At 72.2% G+C, this 25,417-nt stretch carries 17 protein-coding genes; 5 read left to right on the forward strand and 12 right to left on the reverse strand.

Annotation, left to right across the window (positions count from 1 at the left end; translation table 11 throughout):
- Positions 1-7: 7 nt before the first annotated feature.
- The 9 genes from Dsi01nite_RS13045 to Dsi01nite_RS13085 all read right to left on the reverse strand — a co-directional run bounded on the left by Dsi01nite_RS13045 (position 8) and on the right by Dsi01nite_RS13085 (position 15,388).
- Entirely contained in the window at positions 8-3,022 is a 3,015-nt protein-coding gene (locus tag Dsi01nite_RS13045; RefSeq protein ID WP_203846379.1) for an FtsX-like permease family protein, read from the reverse strand.
- Positions 3,019-5,985, reverse strand: a complete 2,967-nt coding sequence (locus tag Dsi01nite_RS13050) for an FtsX-like permease family protein (protein WP_203846380.1) — start codon at positions 5,983-5,985, stop codon at positions 3,019-3,021. Before Dsi01nite_RS13050 ends, Dsi01nite_RS13045 begins: the two co-directional genes overlap by 4 nt.
- An 84-nt stretch (positions 5,986-6,069) precedes the next feature.
- Complete coding sequence (gene icmA, locus Dsi01nite_RS13055) at positions 6,070-7,743, reverse strand: coenzyme B12-dependent isobutyryl-CoA mutase large subunit (protein ID WP_203846381.1); 1,674 nt, start codon at positions 7,741-7,743, stop codon at positions 6,070-6,072.
- Between the two features lie 122 nt (positions 7,744-7,865).
- Positions 7,866-8,546, reverse strand: coding sequence for an Asp23/Gls24 family envelope stress response protein (locus Dsi01nite_RS13060; protein ID WP_239135865.1), 681 nt, complete (start codon positions 8,544-8,546; stop codon positions 7,866-7,868).
- A gap of 66 nt (positions 8,547-8,612) precedes the next feature.
- The gene (locus Dsi01nite_RS13065; protein WP_203846382.1) at positions 8,613-9,263 is read right to left on the reverse strand and encodes an ATP-binding cassette domain-containing protein; all 651 of its coding nucleotides are present in this window, start codon (positions 9,261-9,263) and stop codon (positions 8,613-8,615) included.
- Entirely contained in the window at positions 9,260-10,129 is an 870-nt protein-coding gene (locus Dsi01nite_RS13070) for an ABC transporter ATP-binding protein (RefSeq protein ID WP_203846383.1), read from the reverse strand. Before Dsi01nite_RS13070 ends, Dsi01nite_RS13065 begins: the two co-directional genes overlap by 4 nt.
- Entirely contained in the window at positions 10,126-13,155 is a 3,030-nt protein-coding gene (locus tag Dsi01nite_RS13075) for an FtsX-like permease family protein (RefSeq protein WP_203846384.1), read from the reverse strand. The genes Dsi01nite_RS13070 and Dsi01nite_RS13075 overlap by 4 nt, the downstream gene beginning before the upstream one ends.
- A gap of 45 nt (positions 13,156-13,200) precedes the next feature.
- Positions 13,201-14,181 carry a methylmalonyl Co-A mutase-associated GTPase MeaB gene (gene meaB / locus Dsi01nite_RS13080; RefSeq protein WP_203846385.1) on the reverse strand — a complete coding sequence of 327 codons (981 nt, stop codon included), beginning with the start codon at positions 14,179-14,181 and terminating at the stop codon, positions 13,201-13,203.
- Positions 14,182-14,200: 19 nt separating this feature from the next.
- Entirely contained in the window at positions 14,201-15,388 is a 1,188-nt protein-coding gene (locus Dsi01nite_RS13085; RefSeq protein WP_203846386.1) for an acetyl-CoA C-acetyltransferase, read from the reverse strand.
- A 73-nt stretch (positions 15,389-15,461) separates the two neighbouring features.
- Here Dsi01nite_RS13085 and mce point away from each other — a divergent pair, with 73 nt between their 5' ends.
- The 5 genes from mce (at position 15,462) to Dsi01nite_RS13110 (ending at position 22,681) form a co-directional block, all read left to right on the forward strand.
- Positions 15,462-15,938 (forward strand): methylmalonyl-CoA epimerase, encoded by a 477-nt coding sequence (mce, locus tag Dsi01nite_RS13090; RefSeq protein ID WP_203846387.1) that lies wholly within the window; start codon positions 15,462-15,464, stop codon positions 15,936-15,938.
- Between the two features lie 157 nt (positions 15,939-16,095).
- Positions 16,096-17,445, forward strand: coding sequence for a crotonyl-CoA carboxylase/reductase (gene ccrA / locus Dsi01nite_RS13095; RefSeq protein WP_203846388.1), 1,350 nt, complete (start codon positions 16,096-16,098; stop codon positions 17,443-17,445).
- A 286-nt stretch (positions 17,446-17,731) separates the two neighbouring features.
- Entirely contained in the window at positions 17,732-18,979 is a 1,248-nt protein-coding gene (locus tag Dsi01nite_RS13100) for a coiled-coil domain-containing protein (protein ID WP_203846389.1), read from the forward strand.
- 121 nt (positions 18,980-19,100) lie between these two features.
- Positions 19,101-21,212, forward strand: coding sequence for a hypothetical protein (locus Dsi01nite_RS13105; RefSeq protein WP_203846390.1), 2,112 nt, complete (start codon positions 19,101-19,103; stop codon positions 21,210-21,212).
- Positions 21,213-21,325: 113 nt separating this feature from the next.
- On the forward strand, positions 21,326-22,681 hold the full coding sequence (locus tag Dsi01nite_RS13110; protein ID WP_203846391.1) for a right-handed parallel beta-helix repeat-containing protein: 1,356 nt from the start codon (positions 21,326-21,328) through the stop codon (positions 22,679-22,681).
- Here Dsi01nite_RS13110 and Dsi01nite_RS13115 read toward each other — a convergent pair.
- From Dsi01nite_RS13115 to Dsi01nite_RS13125, 3 genes are read right to left on the reverse strand one after another with little or no spacing between them, the layout of a single operon-like run.
- Entirely contained in the window at positions 22,678-23,307 is a 630-nt protein-coding gene (locus tag Dsi01nite_RS13115) for a PIG-L deacetylase family protein (protein ID WP_203846392.1), read from the reverse strand. The genes Dsi01nite_RS13110 and Dsi01nite_RS13115 overlap by 4 nt on opposite strands.
- Positions 23,304-24,116, reverse strand: a complete 813-nt coding sequence (locus Dsi01nite_RS13120; RefSeq protein WP_203846393.1) for a sugar phosphate nucleotidyltransferase — start codon at positions 24,114-24,116, stop codon at positions 23,304-23,306. The genes Dsi01nite_RS13115 and Dsi01nite_RS13120 overlap by 4 nt, the downstream gene beginning before the upstream one ends.
- Positions 24,117-24,122: 6 nt before the next feature.
- Entirely contained in the window at positions 24,123-25,355 is a 1,233-nt protein-coding gene (locus Dsi01nite_RS13125) for a class I SAM-dependent methyltransferase (protein WP_203846394.1), read from the reverse strand.
- Positions 25,356-25,417 lie beyond the last annotated feature (62 nt).

Raw genomic sequence — 25,417 nt, forward strand, 5'->3', positions numbered from 1 at the left:
TCCCCTTTTATCGCTGTCTGGTCGCGGCACGGAGTCGGGCACCGGCGAGGAGGGCCACGCCGGCGAGGGTCAGCACGGCCGCCGCCCAGGCGACGGCCACCGGGAGCGGCGACGGCCAGATCGGCACCGGGAAGGTGTCGGGGTCGTCGGTGAACACCGGAAGATGTTCGCGCACCAGGAGCCAGCTTGCCAGAGCGGCGAACGGCCCGATGACCGCCGCGGTGCCGACCAGCGCCAGGTAGCCGTTGGCGGACGCGTCCCGGCGGGCCACGCCCTGCGCCCGCAGGGCCCGCAGCTCGCCGCCGCGGCGCTGCCGGTCCAGGGCGGTGACGAGCCACATCGCGCCACCGGCGAGCAGGACGGCGAGGCTGGCCGCGAGCTCGTGGAAGCGCAGCGCGACCGCCGGCCCCTGCTCGTCGAGGGCCGCCCGCAGCGGGCCGATCCGCTGGTCGGACATGACGCGCAGGCCCTGCGCCTCGACCCGGGCGAGGATGTCGGCGGGAGCCTTCGCGTTGAGCCAGATCTGCGGGCTGATCGTGTCCGCGCCGCCGGAGGAGAGCCGCTCGGCGTAGTCGAGGTCGACGATGCCGCCCTTGGACCCCATGCGGGGGACCTGGTCGACCTCGCCGGCCGTCTTGACGACGATCCTGGACCCGTCGAAGCCCGCCATGTGATCGCCCATGCCGGCGGCCCGTGCCATGACGACCGGCATCGGCACCGGCGCGTCCGTCGGCATGAGCGTGAACGCGACGTCGGCGCCCTTGTACCCGGACACGTCCATGCGCAGCCCGCCGTCGGCGGAGGTGAGCTCGGGCACCATCAGCACGGGACCGGGGGTCTCCGGGACCCGCCACTGCTCGCCGTCGCTGAAGTCGGTGATGGTCTCGCCCCGCTGGGCCATGGAGTGCAGGGTGATCGTGGCGTCGAAGCCGCGGTCCTCCGGCTGCCTGATCCGCAGCGCGGCGAGGCGGCACTTGTTCACGCACATCGGGAGGTTCCTGATGTACGTGCGGCGGCCCAGCTGCGGCGCGCCGAAGTCGACCTCGCCCGCGGCCGACCCGTCCAGCGGGATCACGACCATGACGAACCTGACCCGGAACGCGTCGACGAGCTTGTTGACGGTGATGTCGAGGGTCACGTCCTTGTTGTCCACGATGATGCTGTCGCGGGGGACGTCGGGGCGCAGCAGGGCGGCGGCCTCGGCGGCGGTGAGCCGGGAGTCGTTCCACAGCGCGACCTTGGCGAGGCGTTCGCTGTCGACGCCGAGCACCCGCGGGACCGCCGGGTCCTCCGACTTCGGCAGCATCGCCGTGGCCATGGCGAAGTCGCCGGCAGGATCCAGCGCCCGGACCTTGCTGAGCAGCTCGGTGCGGCTGACCGGCTCGACGGTGAGGATCCGGTCGGCGCCGAGCTCGACCCGGATCCGCAGGTCACGGTTGTCGTCGGAGGCGGTCGCCGCGGTCGCCGCGAAGCAGGCGAGGGCGATCGCGACCACGAACAGGGCGAGGGTGCGCTGGCTGCCCGGGCGGCGGGCCATCGCATACGCGGCGAGCGTCGGCCCGATCCGGCCACGGCGCAGGGCCCGCCGGCCGTTGCGTTCGGCGAGGGGCAGCACGCCGCGGGCGGCGAGCAGGCCGAACGCGATGACCACCAGCGACGGTCCGAAGATCGCGAAGCCGGTGAGCCCGCCGTCGCCCTCCCGCAGTTGCAGCACCGCGACGACGGCGAGGACCACCACGGCCACCTCGAACACCGGCGCGCCCCAGCGGGACAGCCGGCTGGGCACGTTGCGGAGCAGGTCGATGGTCTTCTTGGCGAGCTCGGCCCGCTGGGCGAGGACCGCCGCGGCCACGGCACCGGCGACGGCGACGGCGGCCCACAGGTTGGCGCCCTCCGACAGCGGCACGTCGCCGCTGGAGCCCAGCAGCAGCCAGGCGGCGAGCCGGACGAGGTAGTGGCCGAGGACGAAGCCGGCGGCGGCGCCGAGGAGGATCGGCACGATGCTCTCGCCCGCGGCGAGCCACCAGCGGCGCGGGAAGGTGACCCCGCGCAGGGACATCAGGCCGAGCTCGAGCCGGCGTTCGGCGGTCGCCGAGGCGACCGCGACGAACAGCACGAACCAGCACAGCAGCACGAGCGGCACCGCGCCGACCGGCACGACCTGGGCGACCAGGCTCCGGTCGTGCTCGATGCGGCTCAGCAGGTGCGGTAGGTCCGCCTTGACCGTCGGCGACCCGGACAGGCCGGCGAGCTGGGCCCGGCCGCTCTCGATGGCGGCGTTGACCGCGACCAGGCTGTCGCCGGTGATCGCGGCGTGGTCGATGACGACGTCGAGGGCCTGCCGCTCGGTCAGGCGCTCGATCGACTCCAGCGAGAGCCGGTTGGCGAGGACCGGGGCGGTGACGCGCCGGGCGGACGGCCGGTCGTCGAAGTAGCCGAAGTCCGCCCAGTACTGCTCGGTCGCGTCGATCGGCTCGTACGCGCCGACGACCGACATCGTCGTGGGCTTGCCGAGCGGCACCCACTCCTGGCCCTCGGCGTCGAACGTGCCCCAGTCGACGCCCAGGACGGCGCCCACCTTGATCTTGAGCTGGTCGAGCGTGGGCTTGCTGAGGATGATCTCGCTCTGGCTGATGAAGCAGCGGCCCTCGACGACCCGGACGTGCGCGCACGCGTCGTCGCGGTACACGAACCGCGGCGCGATCGCTTCGACGCCCTCCACGGGGCTCTGCACGTAGGCGTTGGTCTCGGCGCTGAAGACGGTCGAGAAGCCGGGGAAGACGAAGACCTTCGGGGCGAGGTCCTCGAAGGCCCGGTCGCCGGCCTTCGTCTCGCGGCGGGCCTGCACGACCAGCTCGTTGACGGGCGCGGCGGCGACCTCGCTCGCCACCACGGCACGGTCGGCGGTGGTGATGTAGACGGGCGCGCTCACCGCGGCCGCCATGGCGAGCATGGCCAGGACGAACGCGGTGACGGCCTGCCCGGGCCGGGCCCGGATCATCGACAGCACGAGCCCGATCATGGCGTCTTCCATCCATCGGCGAAGTAGGGCAGGACATCGCCGATGTAGGCGCGGATGAGCACGACGAGCAGCAGCCCGACGAGGATCGAGACGCCGACGAGGATGAGGTACCCCTCGACGGCCACCCGTTGCACGACGCGGGCGGGCGCGCCCTGGATCCGCAGCGCGTTGAGCTCCGCCGCCCTGGGCCGGCGCTCGACGGCGGCGACCACCGTGGCGGCGCCGATCGCGAGCGCGACCCCGATGACCGCCGACAGCAGCATGAACTGCAGCGTCAGCGGCGGCCCGAAGGACGCGTAGCGGGCCGCGACGGTGTCGATGGACTCCTCGCCCTGCACGATCAGCCCCTGCTGCCGCAGCCGGTCGACGATGTCGCGCGGCGCGCCGGGTGCGAGCCAGACCTGCAGCGACTCGCCCGCGCCGAAGTCGGCGCCGAGCCGGTCGGCGTATTCGAGGTCGACGAGCACGCCCTGGTCACCGAGGCGGGGCAGACGGGTCGCCGTGCCCACGATGCGCTCGGAGATCGACGCCGAGCCGTAGGTGACCCGCTGATCGCCGGCGATGCGCTGCTGCAGCCGCTTGGCCCGGATCGTGGCGATCGGCGCGGGCGTGTCGATCGGGTAGACGCCGGCGTCGGACGCCGGGCCGGGCCGCAGCGGTGCGACCCGCAGCAGCAACCCGGCCGCGGTCGGCGTGACGATGAGGTTGGGTGGCGCCGGGGAGACGGCGAGGCGCCATCGGGTCCGGTCGGCCAGGGCGTCGGCGCCGAGGACCGGCGATCCGGCTGACAACCCGCGGACGGTGACGTCGATGCCGGGGCGCGCGGCGAAGAACACCTTCTGGTCGAGGGTGCTCTGGGTGATCGCCAGGGAGCTCAGCCGGCACCCGGGCGCCGTGGTGCAGGCGGGCACCTGGGCCTTGAGCACCGCGGCGCCGGCCACGAGCGGACCGACGCGGGCCACCAGCCGGTCGCCCTTGGGGTCGGCGAGCACCGCCTCGAAGAACAGCGTCCGGCCCGACTCGGGCGCGGTCATCACCACGTCCAGGTCGAACGTCAGCTCGCCGCCGGTGACCATGACCGGGGCCGGCGCCCCGGGGTGCAGCGCGGCGGCGGCCTGCTCGGCGGTCATCCCGTACTCAGGGCGCCAGGTGGCCACGGCGGGCAGGCGCGGGCTGTCCACGAGCAGGACCCGGTCCTGGCCGGAGCGCAGCGACTGCACGGCCGCCATCGCCTGCTTGCCGGACGGATCGGCGGCACGGACCGCGTTGAGCAGGGCGAGCCGGTTCTCGGCGCGGACGGTGAGCACCCGGTCGGCGCCGACCTCCAGCTCGGCCCGCGCGCGCCCGGCGTGCTGCCCGGCATTCCAGGTGAGGAACGACGTGCCGAGCAGCGCGACCGTCACGATCATGAGCGCGGCGAGCCGGTGCACACCGGGGCGACGGGCCAGGTAGATGGCGGTGAGCGCACGGGCCGGGCGGCCGTGCCGCAGCGCGCCCTCGACCAGCCGGCCGGCCACCGCCGTGATCGCCCGGGACGCGACCAGCGCGAAGGCCAGCGCGGCGAGGCCGGGTGCCAGCAGGGCGAGCCCCGCCGCGTCGCCGGAGGCGCGGTGCTTCACCTGGTACACCGCGATCCCCGCGATGATCACCAGCACCAGGTCGAACAGGTCCCGCCACGCCCGGGCCTTGCCCGGGGACTGCCGCAGCAGCTCGGCGACCGTCGCGCCCAACGAGCGCCGCTCGGCGAGCAGCGCGGCCAGCAGCGCGCCGACCACGGCGACGACCACCGCGCCGACGGACAGCGTCGCGGCCTGCGAGACGACCGCGGGGTCGTCGATCGCGCCGGTGACCGCGGTCGCCACCAGATACCCCAGCGGCAGCCCGAGCACCGCCCCGACCAGCATCGGCACCGCGCTCTGGCCGCCGACGAGCGCCCAGGTGCGGCCGCGGGTCGCGCCGCGCAGCTTGACCAGGCCGACGTCCGGGCGGCGTTCGTCGCCGGTGTACTTCACCGCCAGGTACAGCGCGAACCAGCACAGCAGGAGCAGCTGGAACGCGCCCACGGGGACACCGAGGCTGAGCAGCCGCCGGTCCCGCTCGACCCGCTCCACGGTGGAGTAGATGCTGGTGTACATGGTGAGCCGGTTGTTGGCCGCCTTGACCGTCGCCGCGTCGAGGAACGCGCGGACCTCCGACGGGGTGTTGTCCACGAAAAGCTTCGGCTCGGCGACCATGTCGACGACGAAGCGCAGCTTCTCGGGCTTCATCTGGTCGAAGACGGCCGGGCCGGCGAGGATCGCGTCGTCGACCGGCTCGGTGATCTCCGGCGGCGCGCCGGTGGGCAGGTCGACCGCGATGAGCTGGGGGTTGCTGCTCCAGAACGGGTCGACCGGGTCGACCGGCCGGTAGATCCCGACGACGGTGAGCTGGGCCGACCCGAGGACGTTGGTCGCCTCGTAGGAGACCGTGTCGCCGGGTTTGGCGCCCAGCCAGTGGGCGGTGCGGTAGCTGAGCATCACCTCGTTCGCGGCGGTGGCGCAGCGCCCCTCGATCGTGGCGTGCTCGCACGCGCCGGTGCGCAGCATCAGCGGGGAGTCGGTCTCGCGCCGCACGCCGACCGCGCTGCCGTTGTTCTGCGGCGCGGCGGCCAGCAGCGAGCCGACGAGGTAGGCCCCCGTGTAGGTGGTGAACCCGCCCAGCTCCACGACCGACTGGGTGAGCAGGGCGTTGGCCTCCAGGTGCGCCGCGACGGAGCCACCCTCGATCGCACCCTCGCCGACCGTCTCGAGGGCCCGCTCCTGGATCGGCGCGGACTCCACATGGCGGGTGGCGATGCGTTCGGTGGACGCCAGGACGTACCAGGGCGCGGCGGCCGCGGCGGCCGCGGCGAGCGTGCTCAGCAGCAGCAACGTCATCGCCTGCGTCCGCCGGGCCCGCAGCGCTGCGAGCACGAGTGCCAGCAAGGCCCCTCCCCCGTGGTCAAGGTCGTTCGTAGGAAGACCAACCGGGGAGGGGACCGGTTGCATCTCGATTCGGTAACCGCGTCCTTAGAACCGCGCCGGCTCGCGGTAGATGCCCCATTCGTCCTTCAACGCGCCGCAGATCTCGCCGAGGGTCGCCTCGGCGCGGCACGCGTCCAGCATCGCCGGGATCATGTTGCCGCCCGTGCGCGCGACCGCCACCATCTCGGCGATCCGCTGCTCCACCAGGGCCTTGTCGCGTCCGGCCCGGCGGGCGCCGAGCAGCTTGTTCTGCTCGATCTCGACCTCGTGCGAGACCCGCATGATGTCCAGCTCCCGGGTCAGCGAGCCGGTGTGCACGTTGACGCCGACGACCCGCTTGTCGCCCTTCTCGACGGCCTGCTGGTAGACGAAGGCGCTGTCGGCGATCTCCGACATGAACCAGCCGTCCTCGATGCCGCGCAGGATGCCGGCGGTGATGGTGCCGTCGCCGCCCAGATCGCGGATCCGCTGGAAGATGGCCTCGGCCTCGGCCTCGATGCGGTCGGTGAGGTCCTCGACATACCAGGAGCCACCGAGCGGATCGGCGACGTTGGTGATGCCCGTCTCCTCCATCAGCACCTGCTGGGTCCGCAGGGCGATCTCGGCGGCCTCGTCGGTGGGCAGCGCCAGGGTCTCGTCCAGGGCGTTGGTGTGCAGCGACTGGGTGCCGCCGAGGACCGCGCTGAGCGCCTCGACCGCGGTGCGGACCACGTTGTTGTAGGGCTGCTGCGCGGTGAGCGACACCCCGGCGGTCTGCGTGTGGAACTTGAGCCAGAGCGCCTTCTCGCTGGTGGCGCCGTACACGTCGCGCAGCCAGCGGGCCCAGATCCGGCGTGCGGCGCGGAACTTCGCGATCTCCTCGAAGAAGTCGATGTGCGCGTCGAAGAAGAAGCTGAGACCGGGCGCGAACGCGTTGACGTCCAGGCCCCGCGACTGGCCGAGCTCCACGTAGCCGAAGCCGTCGGCGAGCGTGTACGCCAGCTCCTGCGCGGCGGTCGAGCCGGCCTCACGGATGTGGTAGCCGGAGACGGACAGCGGCTTGTAGCGCGGGATCTCCTTGCCGCAGAACTCCATCAGGTCGCCGATGAGGCGCAGGTGCGGCTCGGGCGGGAAGAGCCACTCCTTCTGCGCGATGTACTCCTTGAAGATGTCCGTCTGCAGGGTGCCGTCCAGCACCCGCAGGTCGGCGCCCTGGCGCTCGGCCGCCACCAGATACATGCAGAACACCGGGACGGCCGGCCCGGAGATGGTCATGCTGGTGGTGACGTCCGCGAGGGGGATGCCGTCGAACAGCACGTCCATGTCGGCGGCCGAGTCGATGGCGACGCCGCAGTGGCCGACCTCGCCGAGCGACTGCGGCTCGTCGGAGTCGCGGCCCATCAGGGTCGGCATGTCGAAGGCGACGGACAGGCCGCCGCCGCCCGCGCCGAGCAGCATCTTGTAGCGGGCGTTGGTCTGCTGGGCGTTGCCGAAGCCGGAGAACTGCCGGATCGTCCAGGTGCGGCCGCGATACCCGGTCGGGTGCAGCCCCCGCGTGTAGGGGAACTCACCGGGCCAGCCGATGCGCTCGAAGCCCGGCACGTCGGCACCCTCGGGCGGGCCGTAGACCGGGTCGACCGGGGTCCCGGACAGGGTGGTGAAGTCGGCGTCGCGCTTGCGGGCGTCGTCGTAGCGACGCTGCCAGCGGGCGCGGCCATCGGCGATGTCGTGGGCGTCCATCGGGTGTCGGCGCTCCTCGAAAAGCTCGGTGTGATCGGGGTGTCCGTCTCACCGTCGATGGTATGCGCTTCCTGAACGATCGCTCAGGAGGGTGGGTGAACTCCCACCCTCCGTCCCATGACTTATGCCGCCGACGCCTCGACGGACTCGGGCAGCTTGTCGCTGACGTGCACGTCGTCCACGACGATGTCCACCGAGGTGACCTCGAGGCCCAGCAGGTTCTCGACCGCGCCGATGACGTTGGCGCGGACCTTCTCGGCCACGGAGTACAGCACGAAGCCGTACTCGATCACGAGCGTGACCCGCACGGCGGCGGAGGTGCCCTCGAGCCGGACGCTCACGCCGCGGTTGCCCTGCTCGCGCTCGTCGTCGCCGAGGCCGATCCGGTCCCGGACGGAGGCGAAGACGCGGGCGACGTCGCCGCCCAGGTCGTAGACACCGGGCACCTCGCGGGCGGCGATGCCGGCGATCTTCTCGACCACCTCGTCGGCGATGGTGGTGGTGCCCCGCTCGGCGGCGAGCTCGGCGTTGTTGCGCAGCCGGTCGACGACCTGCGAGGCGATCCGCCCGGACGCGGCGGCGGTCGTCGAGGCGAACTCCCCGACCCGGTCGGCCGTGGTCGAGGCGAACTCGCCGACCCGCTCGGCGGTGTCGGAGGCGAACGCGCTGACCCGCTCGCCGGTGGTGGCGGTGCCCGCCACGGAGCCCGGGGCGGCCGGCTCGATCGAGAGTGCGTCGCCGGTCATGTCCGGGTCGTCCACGTCGGTGCGCTGCGCGGGGAGGCCCGCGGTCACGTCGGTCATCTCTGTACTCCCCTAGGTCGGTGGCCGAGCGCGAGCGTACTCGCGCCCGGCCAACGCTGGGAGAACCTAACGGACCAGTTGGGCGATCCCGTCGGAGAGGTGCAGCTCGCGGTCGCAGGCGGCGGCCGCCTCCGGGTCGTGGGTGGCGAAGACGACCGCCGCGCCGCGGCGGGCCTCCTCCTGCAGGAGCTCCATGACCTTCTGCCGGTTGGTGGAGTCCAGCTCGCTGGTCACCTCGTCGGCGAGCACCACGGCGCCGTGCAGGGCCAGCCCGCGGGCGATCGCGGTGCGCTGCTGCTGACCGCCGGAGAGCTCCTCGACCAGCTGGTCGGCCTGGCCGGCGAGGCCGAGCCGCTCCAGCGACGACACGGTCGCCCGGCGGGCGTCGGCCGGGGCCGACCCGCCGGCGATCATCGCCACCTGGATGTTCTCCTGCGCGGTGAGGATCGCGGCGAGCCCGTTGTCCTGCGGGATCAGCACGACCTTCTCGGCCACCGCGTGGTCGCGGTCGCGCAGCGGCGTGCTGTCCACGGCCACGGTCCCGGCCGCCGGCTTCAGCAGCCCCGCCATCGCCCACAGCAGCGTCGTCTTGCCGGCCCCGGACGGGCCGGTGACGGCGAGGATCTGCCCTGGGGAGACGATCACGGACACGTCGCGCAGCACCGGATGGTCCCGCTCGTACGCCACCGTGACGCTGTCGACCGTCAACGTCTTCACTGCATGTCCTCCAACATCTGTGACGACAACCCGGACCCGGCCGGCACCAGCAGCACCGTGCCGTCGGGCTGCGGCTCGACCCCGACCAGCGAACCGGGCGGCAGCAGGCGCAGCGCCTCCTGCGGCAGGTGCACCGTACCGTCGCGACCGACCACCGCGTAGTCCTCTCCGCGGCGGCCTTCGGCGCCGACCCGGCCGTCCCGGATGGTGACGGTGCGACCCATCCGGTGGCCGACGTCCGGGTCGTGCGTCACGACGACCACCGTCGTGCCGGCCCGGCGGACCGCGTCCAGGGCGTGGAGCACCTCGTCGCGGGCGTGCGTGTCGAGCTGGCTGGTCGGCTCGTCGGCGAGCAGCAGTCCCGGCCGGGCGGCCAGCCCGACGGCGAGCGCCAACCGTTGACGCTCACCAGGAGAGAGTCGCTGCGGCCGCTGCCGGTTGCGTCCCCGTCCGTTCAGACCGACGGTGGCCAGCACCTCACGTGGGTCCGGCAGCTGCCGGCGCCGCCCGCCGGGGATGCCGCGCTGGGCGAAGCGCACGTTCTGCTCCGCGGTCAGGTAGGGCAGCAGGTTGCGCGAGGCACCCTGCAGCACCACCCCGACGTCGGTGGCGCGCAGCTGCTGCAGCTCGGCCGCGGTGGCCCGGGCCAGGTCATGCGTGCCCACGCTGACCCGGCCCGCCGACGGCGGCAGGAGGCCGGCGAGCAGCGACAGCAGCGTCGACTTGCCCGACCCGGACGGGCCGAGCAGGGCGACCGACTCGCCCGGGGAGATGTCGAGGTCGACCCCCGACAGGGCCACGACGTCGTAGCCCTCCAGGCGGTAGATGTACACCAGCCCCCGGCACGTCACCGCAAGCCCGCTCACTGTGCACCGTCCCGCAGTCGTTCCGGCGTGGCGCGGCCCATCAGGCGGAGCACCATCAGCACCACCGCCAGAAGACCGCCCACGATGACGGCGACCGCCACGGGCAACGCGCCCATGCCGAGCCGCAGGGTGAAGGGCTCGGCGACCCCGACCGTGACGAGCGGGATGCCGGGCAGCATCACCATCGCGCCCACCAGCCCGGCGGCGAGACCGACGACGAGCGGCAGGCCGAGCAGCGCCCGGTACTCCCGGAACACCGCCCGGCGCAGCTGCCCGGCGCGCACCCCGGCCACCCGCAGCGCGGCGAGCTCGTAGAGGCGGGCCCGGACCCCGACGTACGCGGTGAGCAGCACCACGCCGATCGCGAGGAGGATCGCCGCGCCACCGGCGAGCAGGTAGAGCCACAGCCCGAGGGCCGGTGCGCGGCGGGCCAGCTGCGCGAGCTGCCCGTCGATGGTCTCGGTGCGCAGCACCTGCACCCCGGCCGCGGCGAGCCGCCGGTCGAGGTCCGCGGGTGCGGCGGAGGAGGCCCACACCTCGTAGCGCAGGGTGGCGTTGTCGGCGAGGCTGGCGCCGCGCTCGGCCATCCGGGTGGCGTAGTCGAGGTCGAAGAGCACCCCGCGACGGCCGGCCCGGGGCAGCTCCGTGGCGTGCGCCGCGACCGTGAACGGCTGCGGCTGGTCGGAGAACCCGGGCAGTTTGAACGTCGCCGCGGCCGCGTCGTCGGTGGGCGCGCCACCGGCGAGGACCGCGGGCAGCGCCTCGGGCGTGTCGACGTGCTCCACGACGGCGTCGGCGGGGTCGCTGCCGGCGACGTCGACGCCGAGCGCCGCGCCGGACCGGACGGTGACCTGCGCGCCGCCGGTGGACAGGCGCGGCCGCCAGCGGCCGGCGAGGTCGAAGCCCGCCGTGAGGGGCGCGCCGTCGGTGCTCAGGCCGCGGACGGCGACGCTGACCGCGAAGGGTTCGCTGCCGCCGGCGGCCCGCCCGATGGCCAGGCCGACGAGCCGGCAGCCGGTCGCGCAGCCGGTGAGGGCCGCGTGGTAGGACTTCGTGCCCTTCCCCAGGCCGCCGAGCGGCACCGTGCGGGGCGGCTGCCCGGGCGCGGCGACGATCGCGGCGACCCGCAGCGCCGGTTTGGCCGGCAGCGCGTCGACGGAGATCTCGGCGGCGAGGTCCTTGCCCACCCGCAGCGGCGCGGCGACGTTCGGGTGCAGCCGCGCGGCCAGGTCGCCGACCTCGGCCCGGGAGTGCCCGCGCCAGACGGCGACGTCCGCGAACCGGCCGGACTGCACCCCGATCAGCTCGACCGGGACGTTGTCGAAGCGCTGGCTGGCCCGCACGACGGCCATGGCGTGACCGCCGGGGTCGGCCTTGTCGACCGCGGCCTCCAGCGCGGCGGGGTGGTCGGCGGCGACGGTGAGGACCCGCTGCGCGCCGACGGTGTCGTCGGCGGCGTCGCGGCGGGCCTGCGCGGCGGCGTCCCACGCGGTCGCGGCGAACGTCAGCAGCGCCACCGCGACCGTGACCACGACGACCAGCCGCTGACCGCCGGGACGGCGGGACAGCTGCGCGGCGGACAGCAGCGGCACGATCCGGCCGCGGCGGCGGGCGATCCGCAGCCGGGCCTGCGACCACAGGCCGAGCAGCCGGGCCGCGGCGATGCCGAGGACGACGGCGAGCAGCGGCGGCGCCAGCAGTGCCAGGGGTGAGCCGCGGTCGTTCACGGCGGCGGCGAGGCTGGCCGCGGCGAGCGCCACGACGACGCCGTCCGCGACGCCGGCCCGCCAGCCACCCCGCTCGGGGACGCGCCGCAACAGACCCAGGACCGGCCGGGCCAGGGTCTGCCGGCCGGCCAGGAGGGCGGCGGCCAGGCCCGCGACCAGGGCCAGGCCCGCGGCGGCGAACACCGGCCAGCGCACCTCGACCCGGACGCCGTCGGCGAGCAGCGCCCCGGCGGCGGCCTGCACGAGCAGCAGGCCGGCGGCGATCCCGACGGGCACCGCGGCGGCGGTCAGCAGCAGCACCTCACCCAGGCCGAACCTGGCGGCCCGCCCGGCCGGATAGCCACGAAGCTTCGCCAGCGCGATTTCCGGCGCCCGTTCCTCGGTCAGCGACGCGACGAGCAAAAAGAGCACAAACCAACACAAAAGCAGCAATGGTACGGCGATGACCGGCGCTGTCCGTCCGATGCTGGACTGGTCGGTGTCGATGTCGCGAAGGACCGCCGGGAGGGTGGTGGTCACCTCGAGCTCCTCGCCCCGCAGCCGGTCACCCAGGATCTGGATGCCGTCGCGGAGCCCGGCGACGTCGTCGAGCCTGATCCGGTCCGCCCGCAGCGGGTATTCCAGCCGGGTCGTCAGGGTCGCCGCGCGGTCCAGGCGCAGGTCGTCCTCGGTCATCGAGAACACGGCGTCGACCGTGGAATCGCTGGCGCTGAAGTAGGAGGTGCGGCCCCAGTACGCGGCGTCGCCGTCCTTCGGGGTGTAGACGCCCCGGATCGTGAAGGTCTTGTCATGCCCGCCGGTCGCCGGCCCCATGCGGACGGTGAGCCGGTCGCCGACCTTCAGGTTCTGGGCCGTGGCGGTGCGCCGGCTGACCGCGATCTCGCCCGGGTTGTCCGGGCAGTCGCCGTCGATCGTGAGGTGATAGCAGGCGTTGTCGCGGTACGCGAGCCGGCCGCTCACGTCACCCACCGCGATCTCGGTGTCGATGGCCGCGACCGGCAGGTCGAGCCGGTCGGCGAGCAGCTGGTCCTTGGCGAGCGCGGTGTTCATGGCCAGCCGGATCTCGGCGAGGTCCTTGAACGCGGCGCTGTCTGCGGTGCCCTTTGCCCCGACGGTCAGCCCGGTCGCGTCGGTGGACGCGGCGGACAGGCCATCGGTGAGCACGGACTGCTGCGCGGCACGGCTGTACGCGGGTGCGAGCACGGCCGCCGTGGTCGCCGTCACGGCGAGGAGGAAGACCACGAACGACCGGCCGGCCCGGTATCTGATGCCACGCAGCATGACGGTCCAGGCCGTCAAGATGTGCCCCCTGTGCTGGTCGAGCTGAAGGTTGACCCGCAGACCTTAGCGGCCGTTCGGCGCTTCGGTCATGGTCACCAGCTCTCCTGCCGCGGTGTGCGGATCCAGGTCACCGTCCGCGACCTGCCGCGCCAGGTCCGCCAGCACCGCACCGTCCCTGAGGGCTTCCATCCGGGCACGCAGCGTGCCCAGGGCGATCGCCTCGATCTCGGCGGCGGCCCGGCGCTCCCGCCGTTTCCGGAGCTCGCCGGTGTCCTGCAGGTGCTCCCGGTGCTCCGTGATCGCCGCCACGATCTCCTCGACGCCCTCGGCCCTGGCCGCGACGGCGCGCAGCACCTTGGGCCGCCACTGGCCGGGGGCCCGCTCGCCGAGGCCGATCATGCCCTGGATGTCGCGGTACGTGGCGTCGGCGCCGTCCCGGTCGGCCTTGTTGACCACGAAGATGTCGGCGATCTCCAGCACCCCGGCCTTGGCCGCCTGGATCGAGTCGCCCATGCCGGGGGCGAGCAGCACGAGGGTGGTGTCGGCGAGCCCGGCGATCTCGACCTCGGCTTGGCCGACGCCGACCGTCTCCACGACCACCGGGTCGCAGCCGGCGCCGTCGAGCACCCGCACCGCCTGCGGGGTCGCCGCCGACAGCCCGCCGAGGTGGCCCCGGCTGGACATCGAGCGGATGTAGACGCCGGGGTCGGTGGCGTGGTCCTGCATCCGGACCCGGTCGCCGAGGATCGCCCCGCCGGTGAACGGGCTGGACGGGTCGACGGCGAGCACACCGACCCGCTTCTGCTGCTTCCGGAAGATCCGGACCAGCTCGTTGGTGGTGGTCGACTTGCCCACGCCGGGCGAGCCGGTCAGCCCGATGACGTGGGCGTCGCCGGCGAACGGCGCGAGGGCCGCCGCGACCTGCGGCAGCACCTCGTCACCGTCCTCGACCAGCGACACCAGGCGCGCGACGGCGCGGGGGTCACCCTCCCGCGCCCTCGTGACCAGCTCTGGAACGTCCCGCGATCGGCGGATACCTGTCATGTGTTGAATGATCGCCGCTTCAGGACTTCGGCACCCGGAGCAGCAGCGCGTCACCCTGGCCGCCGCCGCCGCACAGCGCCGCGGCACCGAGGCCGCCGCCGCGGCGGCGCAGCTCCAGCGCGAGCGTCAGGGCCAGCCTGGCGCCGGACATGCCGATCGGGTGGCCGAGCGCGATGGCGCCGCCGTTGACGTTGACGATCGCGGGGTCGATGCCCAGGTCGGCGGTCGACTGCACGCCCACCGCGGCGAACGCCTCGTTGATCTCCACGAGATCAAGGTCGGCGGTGGACAGGCCGGCCTTGCCCAGGGCGTGCTTGATCGCGCTGGACGGCTGGCTGGTCAGCGAGTTGTCGGGGCCGGCGACGTTGCCGTGCGCGCCGATCTCGGCCAGCCAGGTCAGCCCGAGCTCCTCCGCCTTGGCCCTGCTCATGACGACGACCGCGCAGGCCCCGTCGGAGATCGGCGAGGACGTCGCGGCGGTGATGGTGCCGTCCTTGCTGAACGCGGGCCGCAGCTTGGCCAGGGTCTCGACCGTGGTCTCCGGCCGGATCTGCTCGTCGTCGGTGACCAGCAGCGGGTCACCCTTGCGCTGCGGGATCTCCACCGCGACGATCTCCTCGGCGAAGCGCCCGTCCTTCTGCGCGGCGGCGGCCTTCTGGTGGCTGGCCGCGCCGAACGCGTCCTGCGCCTCGCGGGTGATCCCGAGCCGGGCGACGTGCCGCTCGGTCGACTCGCCCATCGACACCTGGTCGTAGGCGTCGGTCAGGCCGTCCAGGGCCATGTGGTCCCTGATGACGACGTCGCCGTACTTGTAGCCCTGCCGCTGCCCGACCAGCAGGTGCGGGGCGTTGGTCATCGACTCCATGCCGCCGGCGACCACGATGTCGAACTCGCCGGCCCGGATGAGCTGGTCGGCCAGGGCGATCGCGTCGAGGCCGGAGAGGCAGACCTTGTTGACGGTCAGCGCCGGCACCGACATCGGGATGCCGGCGTCGATGGCGGCCTGGCGGGCGGGGATCTGGCCGGCGCCGGCGGTCAGCACCTGACCCATGATCACGTACTGCACCTGCTCGGGCGCGACGCCCGAGCGCTCGAGCGCCGCCTTGATGGCGACACCGCCGAGCTTGGTGGCGGGAAAGTCCTTGAGCGCACCGAGCAGTCGCCCCATCGGCGTGCGGGCGCCGTTGACGATCACCGATTGAGTCATCGGGAGGCCTTCCGAGAGATGGTTCACATCGCACCGTCGCGACTGAACGATTACTAGGGTTCAGACTATCGCCATGACCTCCTCCGACCCGCAGTTGGATATCTCACCCGTCGGCATCCTGCGCATCGACCACGTCGGTATCGCGGTCGCGGATCTCGACGTGGCGATCGAGTTCTATGCCCGCGTCTTCGGCATGCGCGTCGTGCATGAGGAGACGAATGAGGAGCAGGGTGTGCGCGAGGCGATGCTGTCGGTCGGGCCGGCCGACGACGGCGGTCGCCTGCAGCTGCTCGCCCCACTGAGCCCGGCCTCGACCATCGCGAAGTTCCTGGACCGCAGCGGTCCGGGCCTCCAGCAGCTCGCGTACACGGTGACCGACATCGATGCCACGAGCGCCGAGCTGCGCTCCCGCGGCGTGCGGCTGCTCTACGACGAACCGCGCCGCGGCACGTCGGATTCGCGCATCAATTTCGTGCACCCGAAAGACGCCGGAGGCGTACTCGTGGAGCTGGTGGAGCCGTCCCGAGCAGCTTCGAGCAACCACTCCTGAACCGCCCAGTGGACTTCTTCACAGGCCGGTTCCTGATTTAGCTACCGTTCAGTAACGTCCGGGTCAGGGCATCGAGATGTGTTGCCGATCCCCATAGGCACCCCGCTTTCCGGGGTCCCACCCTTGATGCCTTCATCCCTGACGTTAGGAGCCACCGGTGCAGCAGATCCTCGACGCGATCATGCAGGCGGAAGGTGCCGCGGACCCGGCGGCCGAGCTGCGCGCCGTGGCCGGCCTGCCGGTGCCCTCGTCGTATCGCGGCGTGGTCGTGCGCGCCGACGAGACCGACATGTTCGACGGCCTCGCCACCCGCGACAAGGACCCCCGCAAGTCCCTGCACGTGCAGGAGGTCCCCACCCCCGAGGTCGGCCCCGGCGAGGCGCTGATCGCGGTCATGGGCAGCGCGGTCAACTACAACACCGTCTGGACCTCGATCTTCGAGCCGGTCTCGACGTTCGGCTTCCTGCAGCGGTACGGCCGGCTCAACGACCTGTCGAAGCGCCACGACCTGCCCTATCACGTGGTCGGCTCGGACGCCGCCGGCGTGGTGCTCAAGGTCGGCCCGGGCGTGAGCAAGTGGAAGCCGGGCGACGAGGTGGTCGCGCACTGCCTGAGCGTCGAGCTCGAGGACGCCACCGGCCACGACGACACGATGCTCGACCCGCAGCAGCGGATCTGGGGCTTCGAGACCAACTTCGGCGGCCTCGCCGAGCTGGCCCTGGTCAAGGCCAACCAGCTCATGCCGAAGCCCACCCACCTGTCCTGGGAGGAGGCGGCCTGCCCCGGGCTGGTCAACTCCACCGCCTACCGGCAGCTGGTCTCCCACCACGGCGCGCAGATGAAGCAGGGTGACACCGTCCTCATCTGGGGCGCGTCCGGCGGCCTCGGCTCCTACGCCACGCAGTTCGCCCTCAATGGCGGCGCGACCCCGATCTGCGTGGTGTCCAGCCCGCAGAAGGCCGACCTGTGCCGGGCCATGGGCGCCGAACTGGTGATCGACCGCTCGTCGTACACCTTCTGGAAGGACGAGCACACCCAGGACACCGCGGAGTGGCGCCGGTTCGGCGCCGAGATCCGCGCCCTGACCGGCGGCGACGACCCGGACATCGTGTTCGAGCACCCCGGCCGCGAGACCTTCGGCGTGAGCGTCTACGTCGCCAAGCGCGGCGGCACGATCGTCACCTGCGCCTCGACCTCAGGGTTCATGCACCAGTACGACAACCGGTACCTCTGGATGAACCTCAAGCGCATCGTCGGCAGCCACTTCGCCAACTACCGCGAGGCATGGGAGGCGAACCGGCTCATCGCGCTCGGGCGGATCCATCCGACGCTGTCGCGCGCGTATCCACTGGACCAGACCGGCCAGGCCGCGCACGACGTGCACCGCAACGCGCACCAGGGCAAGGTCGGCGTGCTCTGCCTGGCACCCACCGAGGGCCTCGGCGTCCGCGACCCCGAGCTGCGCGCCCGGCACGAGCCGGCGATCAACCGCTTCCGGAACCAGTAACCGCGTTCCAGAGACTCCGCGACGGGACGGTCACAACGATGTGGCCTCCCGCCGCGGTTTATTTTGCCCGGAACCGGCAGAACGCCCACGTCACCCGGGGTGAAACCGGTCTCCACCGGCTCACCGTTCGGTGACCTTGAAGTGGCCGGACGGCTAGTCGACACGCCGACAAAGCGTGACAAAAACGTGGCGTGTCCTGCCACGGTGAAGTTGACCTTGTGACCATCTCGGATGAGTGCCGCTGCACCCTTGCGAAAGCCCCCCCGTGGTCTGCAAGTATGTGCCAATGCCCCAGCAGCAGTCCTCGGTTGACTTCTTTCAGAACGGCTCGGATCACGAAGAGCTGAGTGTCGTCCTGCGCGGTTACGACCGTGCGCAGGTCGACGCCAAGCTGCAGCGGATCAACGCGCAGCTCCAGCAGGCCAACCAGGCTCGCGAAGAGGCCGAGGGTCGCCTCGCCGAGTCCCAGCGGCGCATCCGTCAGACCGAGCAGCGGCTCGGCACGATGGAGCAGAAGCTGAGCGACACGAACAAGCAGCTGGAGGAGAACAACCGGCCGACGCTGTCGGGGCTGGGCACCCGGGTCGAGCAGATCCTGCGGCTCGCCGAGGAGCAGGCCAACGACCACCGGGGCGAGGCCAAGCGGGAGTCCGAGGGCATCAACTCCGCCGCCCGGCTCGAGGCTCGCGAGATCACCGACAAGGCGCGGGCCGAGTCCGCCGCCATGAAGGCGACCGCTGAGCGCGAAGCCGGCAACCTGCGCACCGCCGCCGAGCGCGAGGCCGCCGAGGTCCGGGTCCAGGCCCGGCGCGAGGCCGACACGCTGCGCGCCGACGCGGAGCGCGAGACCAAGCAGCTGCGCACGGCCACGGCGCACGAGGTGGCCGAGCTGAAGGCGACCGTCGAGCGCGAGGTGGCGACGCTGCGGGCCACCGCCGAGCGGGAGATCACCCAGCTGCGCGCCAAGGCCGCCCGCGAGGCGGAGGAGAAGCGCGCCGAGGCGACCAAGCTGCTCACCGACGCCCGGGACAAGCGCGACAAGGACCTGCAGTCCCTGGCGCTGGAGATCGCCGAGCGGCAGGAGAAGGCCGAGCGCGACGAGTCCGCCCGCCACGCCTCCGCGGTCGCCGCGACCCAGAAGCTGGTCGGCGAGGCCGAGAGCCGCGCCCGGGCCGCCGAGGACCGGGCCAAGGAGATCGAGCAGCGGGCCGAGGCCCGCCGGGTCGAGTCCGAGCGCAGCGCCGCCGAGACCCTCGAGAAGGCCAAGAACCTGTCGGAGAAGACGGTCAACGAGGCCCGCGCCGAGGCCCACCGTCAGCTCAGCGAGGCTCGCGCCGAGGCCGAGGAGACCACTCAGCGGGCCCGGCGCGAGGTCGAGGACCTCACCCGCCAGAAGGACGCGGTCACCTCGCAGCTCGGTCAGATGCTCTCCGGCCTCGCCGGGATCATGCCGTCGGTCCAGCCGCCGCAGCAGGGCGGCCCGGCCGACGCCAAGAAGGCCAAGTCCGGAGACGGCGACAAGGTCTCCGCCTGACGCTCGCGGGGCGCGGTGATCAGACCGCTTCTCGATCATTCACGGGGAGTTCGATCGCACGTCCCGTCATGCGCGGTGGGTAATTGCGCGTGGCGGGACGTTGCGTGTGAGGATGGGTGTTATGTCAGACGGCGACCTCTTCGACACGGGCCCGGGCGGCGTCTCTTCAGAGCCCGACTTCGAGACCGCACTGCGTGGCTACAACCGCGGCCAGGTCGACAAGTACTGGACGCAGTCAGAGAACGAGATCCATGCCCTGAAGCTGGAGAACGAAGAGGTCTGGGGTCAGGTCCAGGCGCTCGCGTCACAGGTTCAGGACCTGCAGATGGAGCTCGCCGACCTGCGCCGGCGCGGTCCTGTGGGCGACGTCTCGTTCCGGCACCTGGGCGCCCGGGTCGAGCAGATCCTCGGCCTCGCCGAGGACCAGGCCGAGTCGATCCGCGCCAATGCCGTCCAGGACATCTCCGGCCTGCGCGCCGAGGCCGAGCGACTGCTCTCCGACGCCCGCGGCCGCGCCGCCAAGGCCAACGAGGACTTCGAGCTCGCCCTCGGCGCCCGCCGTGCGGAGGAGGAGCGCTCGGTCACGGAGCGTCGCGCCGCCCTGGAGGCGGAGACCCGGGCGATCGAGGAGCGGGCCGCCGCAGGACGCGCCGAGGCCGAGCGGATCGTCGCGCACGCACACGCCGAGGCGCAGCGCATCACGGCCGGCGTCACCGCCCAGCTCGAGCAGGCCCGCCTCCAGGCGGAGCAGGAGCTGCAGGCGCTGCGGGCCGGCGCCGAGCAGCACTCGACGCAGGTCCGCGCCCAGGCCGACCAGCACGCCGCCGCCGCGCAGCAGCACGCGACGGCCCTCACGACCCAGGCGCAGCAGGAGGCCGCCGCGCTCCTCGCGCAGGCGCAGGAGCAGGCCGCCACCCTGACCGGCCAGGCCCAGGCTCAGGCCGACGCCGTCACCGCCCAGGCCCAGGCCCAGGCAGCGGCGGTCACCGCGCAGGCCCGGCAGGAGGCCGAGTCGGTCACCGCGCAGGCCCAGCAGGCCGCCGCGGCCGTCGCGACCAAGGCGGAGGAGGCCGCGGCCACCGTCGCCGCGCAGGCCGAGCAGCACGCCGCCACCGTCACCGCCCAGGCGCGGGAGACGGCCGCAACCGTCGCCGCGCAGGCGGAGCAGGCCGCGACCGCCGTCACCGAGCAGGCCGCCGCGCAGGCGAAGGCCATCGCCGACACGGCGGTGTCGAAGGCCGAGGCCGCGGCCGCCGAGGCGCACGCCGCCGCCACCGACGCCCACCAGAAGCGCACCGACGAGGCGGCCCGGAAGGCCGGCACCGAGGCCGCCGCCGCCCGCGCCGCGATCGAGCAGGAGCTGGCCGACCTGCGCGTCGCCCACGACGCCGAGCTCGCCGAGCTGCGTGCCACGGCGGAGCGGGAGCTGGCCGAGGCCGGCACCGCGGCGAAGGCCGAGGCCGATCAGCTCCGCGCCACCGCGCAGCGCGAGGCGGACGCGGTGCGGTCCGAGGCCGCCGCCGCTGCGACCGCCGCCGAGGCCGACGCCACGAAGGCCACCGCCGACGCCACCGCCGACGCCACCGCCGACGCCACCAGGGCCGCCGAGGCCTCCGCGCAGGTCACGAAGGCCACCGCCGAGGTCGCGGCCGTCACGGCGAAGCTCACCGAGGCGGAGGCCCGGCTGGCCGAGGTCCAAACGCAGGAGGCCACCCTCCGCGAGCGGCTCAAGGACGCCACCACGGCCGAGGCCCGCCTGGCCGAGCTGCGCGAGCAGGAGGCGGCGCTGACCGAGCGGCTCGCCGCGACCACCACCGCCCAGGACGGCCAGGAGCAGCGGGAGCGGGACGTCACCGCGACCGAGGCGCGCCTCGCCGAGCTGCGCGAGCAGGAGACGGACCTGACCACGCAGGTCGCGGCCGCCGAGGCGCGCCTGGCCGAGCTGCGGCAGCAGACCGTCGACGCCGAGGCGCTGAGCGAGAAGGTCGCCGCGGCCGAGGAGCGGCTGCGCCAGGCCGAGGAGCAGGCCGAGACGGCGCAGCAGCGGGCCCAGGAGATCGACGAGCTCGCGACCGCCGCCGGGACCGAGGCCGCCGAGCGTGCCGCGCAGACCGTCGCGGAGGCCGAGCAGGCCGCCGAGACCATCCGGGAGACCGCCCGCCGGGACACGGAGGCCGCGCCGGCGGCGAGCACGACCAACGGCAACGGCAAGGTGAAGGTCTCCGCGGAGTAGTCGAAAGTCCCTGTGCGCCGGGTGCAGAAAGCCGACACTCGGGTTGAGGACGTGGTGACGGATCACGTATCGTCCGCGGGTCTGCGCGGCGAGTCACGTACAGGGGGATCAGTGTGAGCAGCACGGAGCAGGTGCAACGAGACCGCCCCGGACGCCACACCGCTCCCCCGGCTTCGCCACGCCGGATCAGCGGTCGCATCATCGCGATCGGCGTGGCGGCCGTGCTCGTGGTGGGCGCCGGCATCTTCGCCGTCGTGCAGCTCACGGACGGCGGCGCACAGAGCCAGCCGGGCACCGCCGACGAGAAGGCCACCGTCATCAACACCGACGGCGCGGTCGTCGACGGGCAGCAGCTGACCACGGCGCTGCACATCAAGGCGAACAACGTCAAGGTGATCAACTCGACCGTGCGGCACAAGGGCACGGTGGCGATCCGGGTGTTCCCCGGCGTCACCGGCACCGTCGTGCAGAACACCGAGGTGTTCTGCGAGGCCAAGGGCATGGTCGGCGTCGGCAACGGCGGTTACACCGCGACGAAGGTGAAGGTCCACGGCTGCGGCACCGGCTTCCAGCACTACGCCGGCGCACCGGCGGTGGTCACGGACTCGACGGTCGACGACCAGCCGTACAAGGTGAGCTACGCCTTCTCGGAATCCGGCAAGAAGCACCCGACGGCCGGCGCCGGTCTCGTCGCGGGCCCGGTCAAGGCCACGAAGCCCTGGCCCGGCCCCGACAACACGGGGGTGCCGGCCGGGACGGAGCTCACCCCGTACACGGGGAGCTACGTGATCACGGAGCCCGACACGGTCATCGACGGGAAGATCCTCACCGACTGCGTCGAGATCAAGGCGAAGAACGTCACGATCAAGCGGTCGAAGATCAACTGCAAGAACGAGGGCGGGATGATCATCCGGGTCTTCGACGAGCTCGTGACCGACGCGAGCGTGCTCATCGAGGACAGCGAGATCACCGGTGACGGCGAGGGGCTCGGCATCGGCTTCGGCCACTACACGCTGCGCCGCGTCAACATGCACACCCTCAACGAGGGCCCCCGGGTCTCCGACGGCGCGGTGGTCGAGGACAGCTGGATTCACGGCCTGGTCTTCACCGACGAGAAGGACCACCAGGACGTCCTGCAGACGACCGGCGGCACCGGCATGATCGTGCGGCACAACACCCTCGAGGCGTTCAACCCGACGACCAACGACCCGTTCAACGCGGGCTTCCAGCTCGGCTCGGAGACCGTGGACCTGATCGACCTGCTCGTCGAGGACAACCTGTTCACCGGCGGCAACTACACGGTGAACCTGCGGCCGGACACCAAGGCGAACAAGGTCGTCTTCCGCAACAACGTGTTCGTGCAGAACAGCCGCTACGGGCCGGCCTCCAACGAGGACCTCCCAGGCGTCACCTGGGAGGCCAGCAACGTGTACCTCGACGGCGGCAAGCCCGTCACGCACGGGCCCTAGAAGGTCACCACGGACTTGGTCACGGTGTACGCCTCGGCGTAATGGGACCGGCACTCCATGCCGCGGATCCGGGCCAGACCGAGGAACACCTCGTCGTCCCACCAGTCGCGGGCCTTCTGCGACGGGAAGTGCTGGTGCAGCAGCGCGACCTTGCGCCGGCCCTGTTCGGCCGTGAGCGGCACGTAGGTGGTGCGGCGGGACAGGTCGCCGTCCCATTTCGGGATCTCGTAGTGCATGACGAGGGAGTCCCGGAACGCGGTCGAGGCGAGTGAGCCGAGCAGCCGGTGGTCCTGGTGCGCGTCGTCGGTCGACGGCGCGAGGACCAGGTCCGGGGTGCCGAGGCGGGCCGCCGCCTCGACGATCTCCTTGGTCGCGTTCCAGTGCGCCGGCAACCGCCCGTCGGGCAGGTCGTGCAGGTGGAACGTGACCGTGCCCTGCGACAGGAACGCTGTCGCGGCCGCGCGTGCCTCGGCCTGGCGGTCCGGTACCCCGGTCGCCAGGACGTAGTCGACGCGCACCCCCGCGGGCAGGGACAGCAGCAGCCCGCCGGCGGCGATCTCGATGTCGTCCGGGTGGGCACCCAGGGCGACAACGGACCGCACGCCGGCCAGCGAGAACTCGATCATGCGCGCTGCGTCGGGACCAGGGACGGGCGGCGGGTCGAGTCCCACAGCATCCACGGGCAGTTGCCGTGGTTGTAGGCCTCCTCCATCTCCGCGCGGTCCTTGAACGTGTCGACCGCGCGCCAGAACCCGTCGTACTGCTGGGCGAGCAGCTTCCGATCCGGGATGAGCCGGTCGAAGGCGTGCGGCACCATGTCCTCGCCGTCGCGCAGGACGTCGAAGATCTCCGGCCGCATGATGAAGTAGCCGCCGTTCTCCCAGGTCATCAGGTCGCGGAAGTCCCGGACCCGCGACACCGACCCGTCCTCGGACATCTCCAGGATGTGGTGCGTGGAGACCGGCGGCACGGCGAGCATGCTGACCGCCGCGGCGGACTCCCGGAAACGCTCCACCATCTCCGGCAGCGGCGCGTCGGTCAGCGTGTCGGCGTAGTTGGCCAGGAACATCGGCTCGTCCTCGACGTACTTGCGCACGCGCATGAGCCGCTCACCGATCGTGGCCTTGAGGCCGGTGTCGATGAAGGTGATGTTCCAGTCGGTGATGTCGGTCGAGAAGAGCTGCACGTCGCCGTTGCCGCCGACGAGGGTGAAGTCGTTGGACAGCGTCTCGTCGTAGTGCAGGAAGTAGTCCTTGACGACGGCCGCGCCGTAGCCGAGGGCGAGGACGAAGTCGGTGTGTCCGAAGTGGGCGTAGTAGCGCATGACGTGCCACAGCAGCGGACGGTCGCCGATCATCGCCATCGGCTTGGGCACGTTGCTGGTGCCCTCGCGCATCCGCATGCCGAGACCACCGCAGAACAGGACGACCTTCACAACAAACTACTCCTCGACGTCGAGTGCCGGGATCGGGTAGACCAGCTTGCCGCCCCACTCACGCACGTAGGACAGCTGCGCGCTGATCTCGGTGCGCAGGTTCCACGGCAGGACCAGGACGTAGTCGGGCCGGTCGGCGGCGATGCGCTCCGGCGCGTGGATCGGGATGTGGGTGCCCGGCAGGAACATGCCCTGCTTGTGCGGCGACCGGTCGACCGTGTATTCGAGCAGGTCCTCGCGGATGCCGCAGTGGTTGAGCAGCGTGTTGCCCTTGCCCGGGGCGCCGTAGCCGACGACCCGCTTGCCCTCGGAGCGCGCCTTCATGAGGAAGTCGAGCAGGTCGCGCTTGATGGTGAAGACCTCGTCGGCGAAGCCCTGGTGCCCCTCGAACGTGTGCAGGCCGGCCGTGGCCTCGGCGTCGAGCACGGCCTTGACGGCCACCGAGGGTTCACCCGCGGTCTCACTCCGCTGGGCGTGCACGCGCAGCGACCCGCCGTGGGTGCCGAGCTCCTCCACGTCGACGACGGTCAGCCCGCCCTTGGCGAGCGCCCGCGACGCGGTGAGCAGCGACAGGTACTGGTAGTGCTCGTGGTAGATCGTGTCGAACTGCCGGCGCTCGATCAGGCGGAGCAGGTGCGGGAACTCCAGCGTGACCAATCCGTCCGGTTTGACCAAGTTCGCCAATCCCTGACTGAAGCCGATAATGTCCGGAATGTGGGCATAAACGTTATTTGCCGCGACCAGATCTGCACGACCGTATTGTGCCGCGACCGATTCGCCGGTTTCCGGCCCGAGAAAGCAGACCTCGGTGCGGATCCCCTTTTCGCGGGCCACCGCCGCGACATTTCCGGCTGGCTCAACGCCGATCACGGGAATACCCGCGGCCACAAAGTGCTGCAGAAGGTACCCGTCATTACTGGCCACTTCGGCGACCAGGCTCTCGGCCGTAAGGTTGAGCTTCTCGATCATCGCGACCGAGTACTGCCGGGCGTGCTCCACCCAGGATGATGAATAGGAGGAGAAGTAGAGGTAGTCGGAAAAGATCTCCTCACCCGCGACGTACGCCGGGAGCTGCACCAACAGACACTCAGCGCAGGTGCGCACGTGCAGCGGGTAGAACGTTTCCGGAGCGTCGACCCGGTCCGCGGGCACGTAGCTCTCACACAAAGGTGACATACCAAGGTCGACGAAGGTCTCAGTCAGCTCGGCGCCACAGAGCCGGCACGAGACAACGGGCATGCGTCCCCCCAAAATAATCGTTGGCGCTAGGCTCCCAGCTATACCGCGGGAGCATGATGTGG

This window comes from Dactylosporangium siamense, from assembly GCF_016862795.1.
GTDB classification, from domain to species: Bacteria; Actinomycetota; Actinomycetes; order Mycobacteriales; family Micromonosporaceae; genus Dactylosporangium; species Dactylosporangium siamense.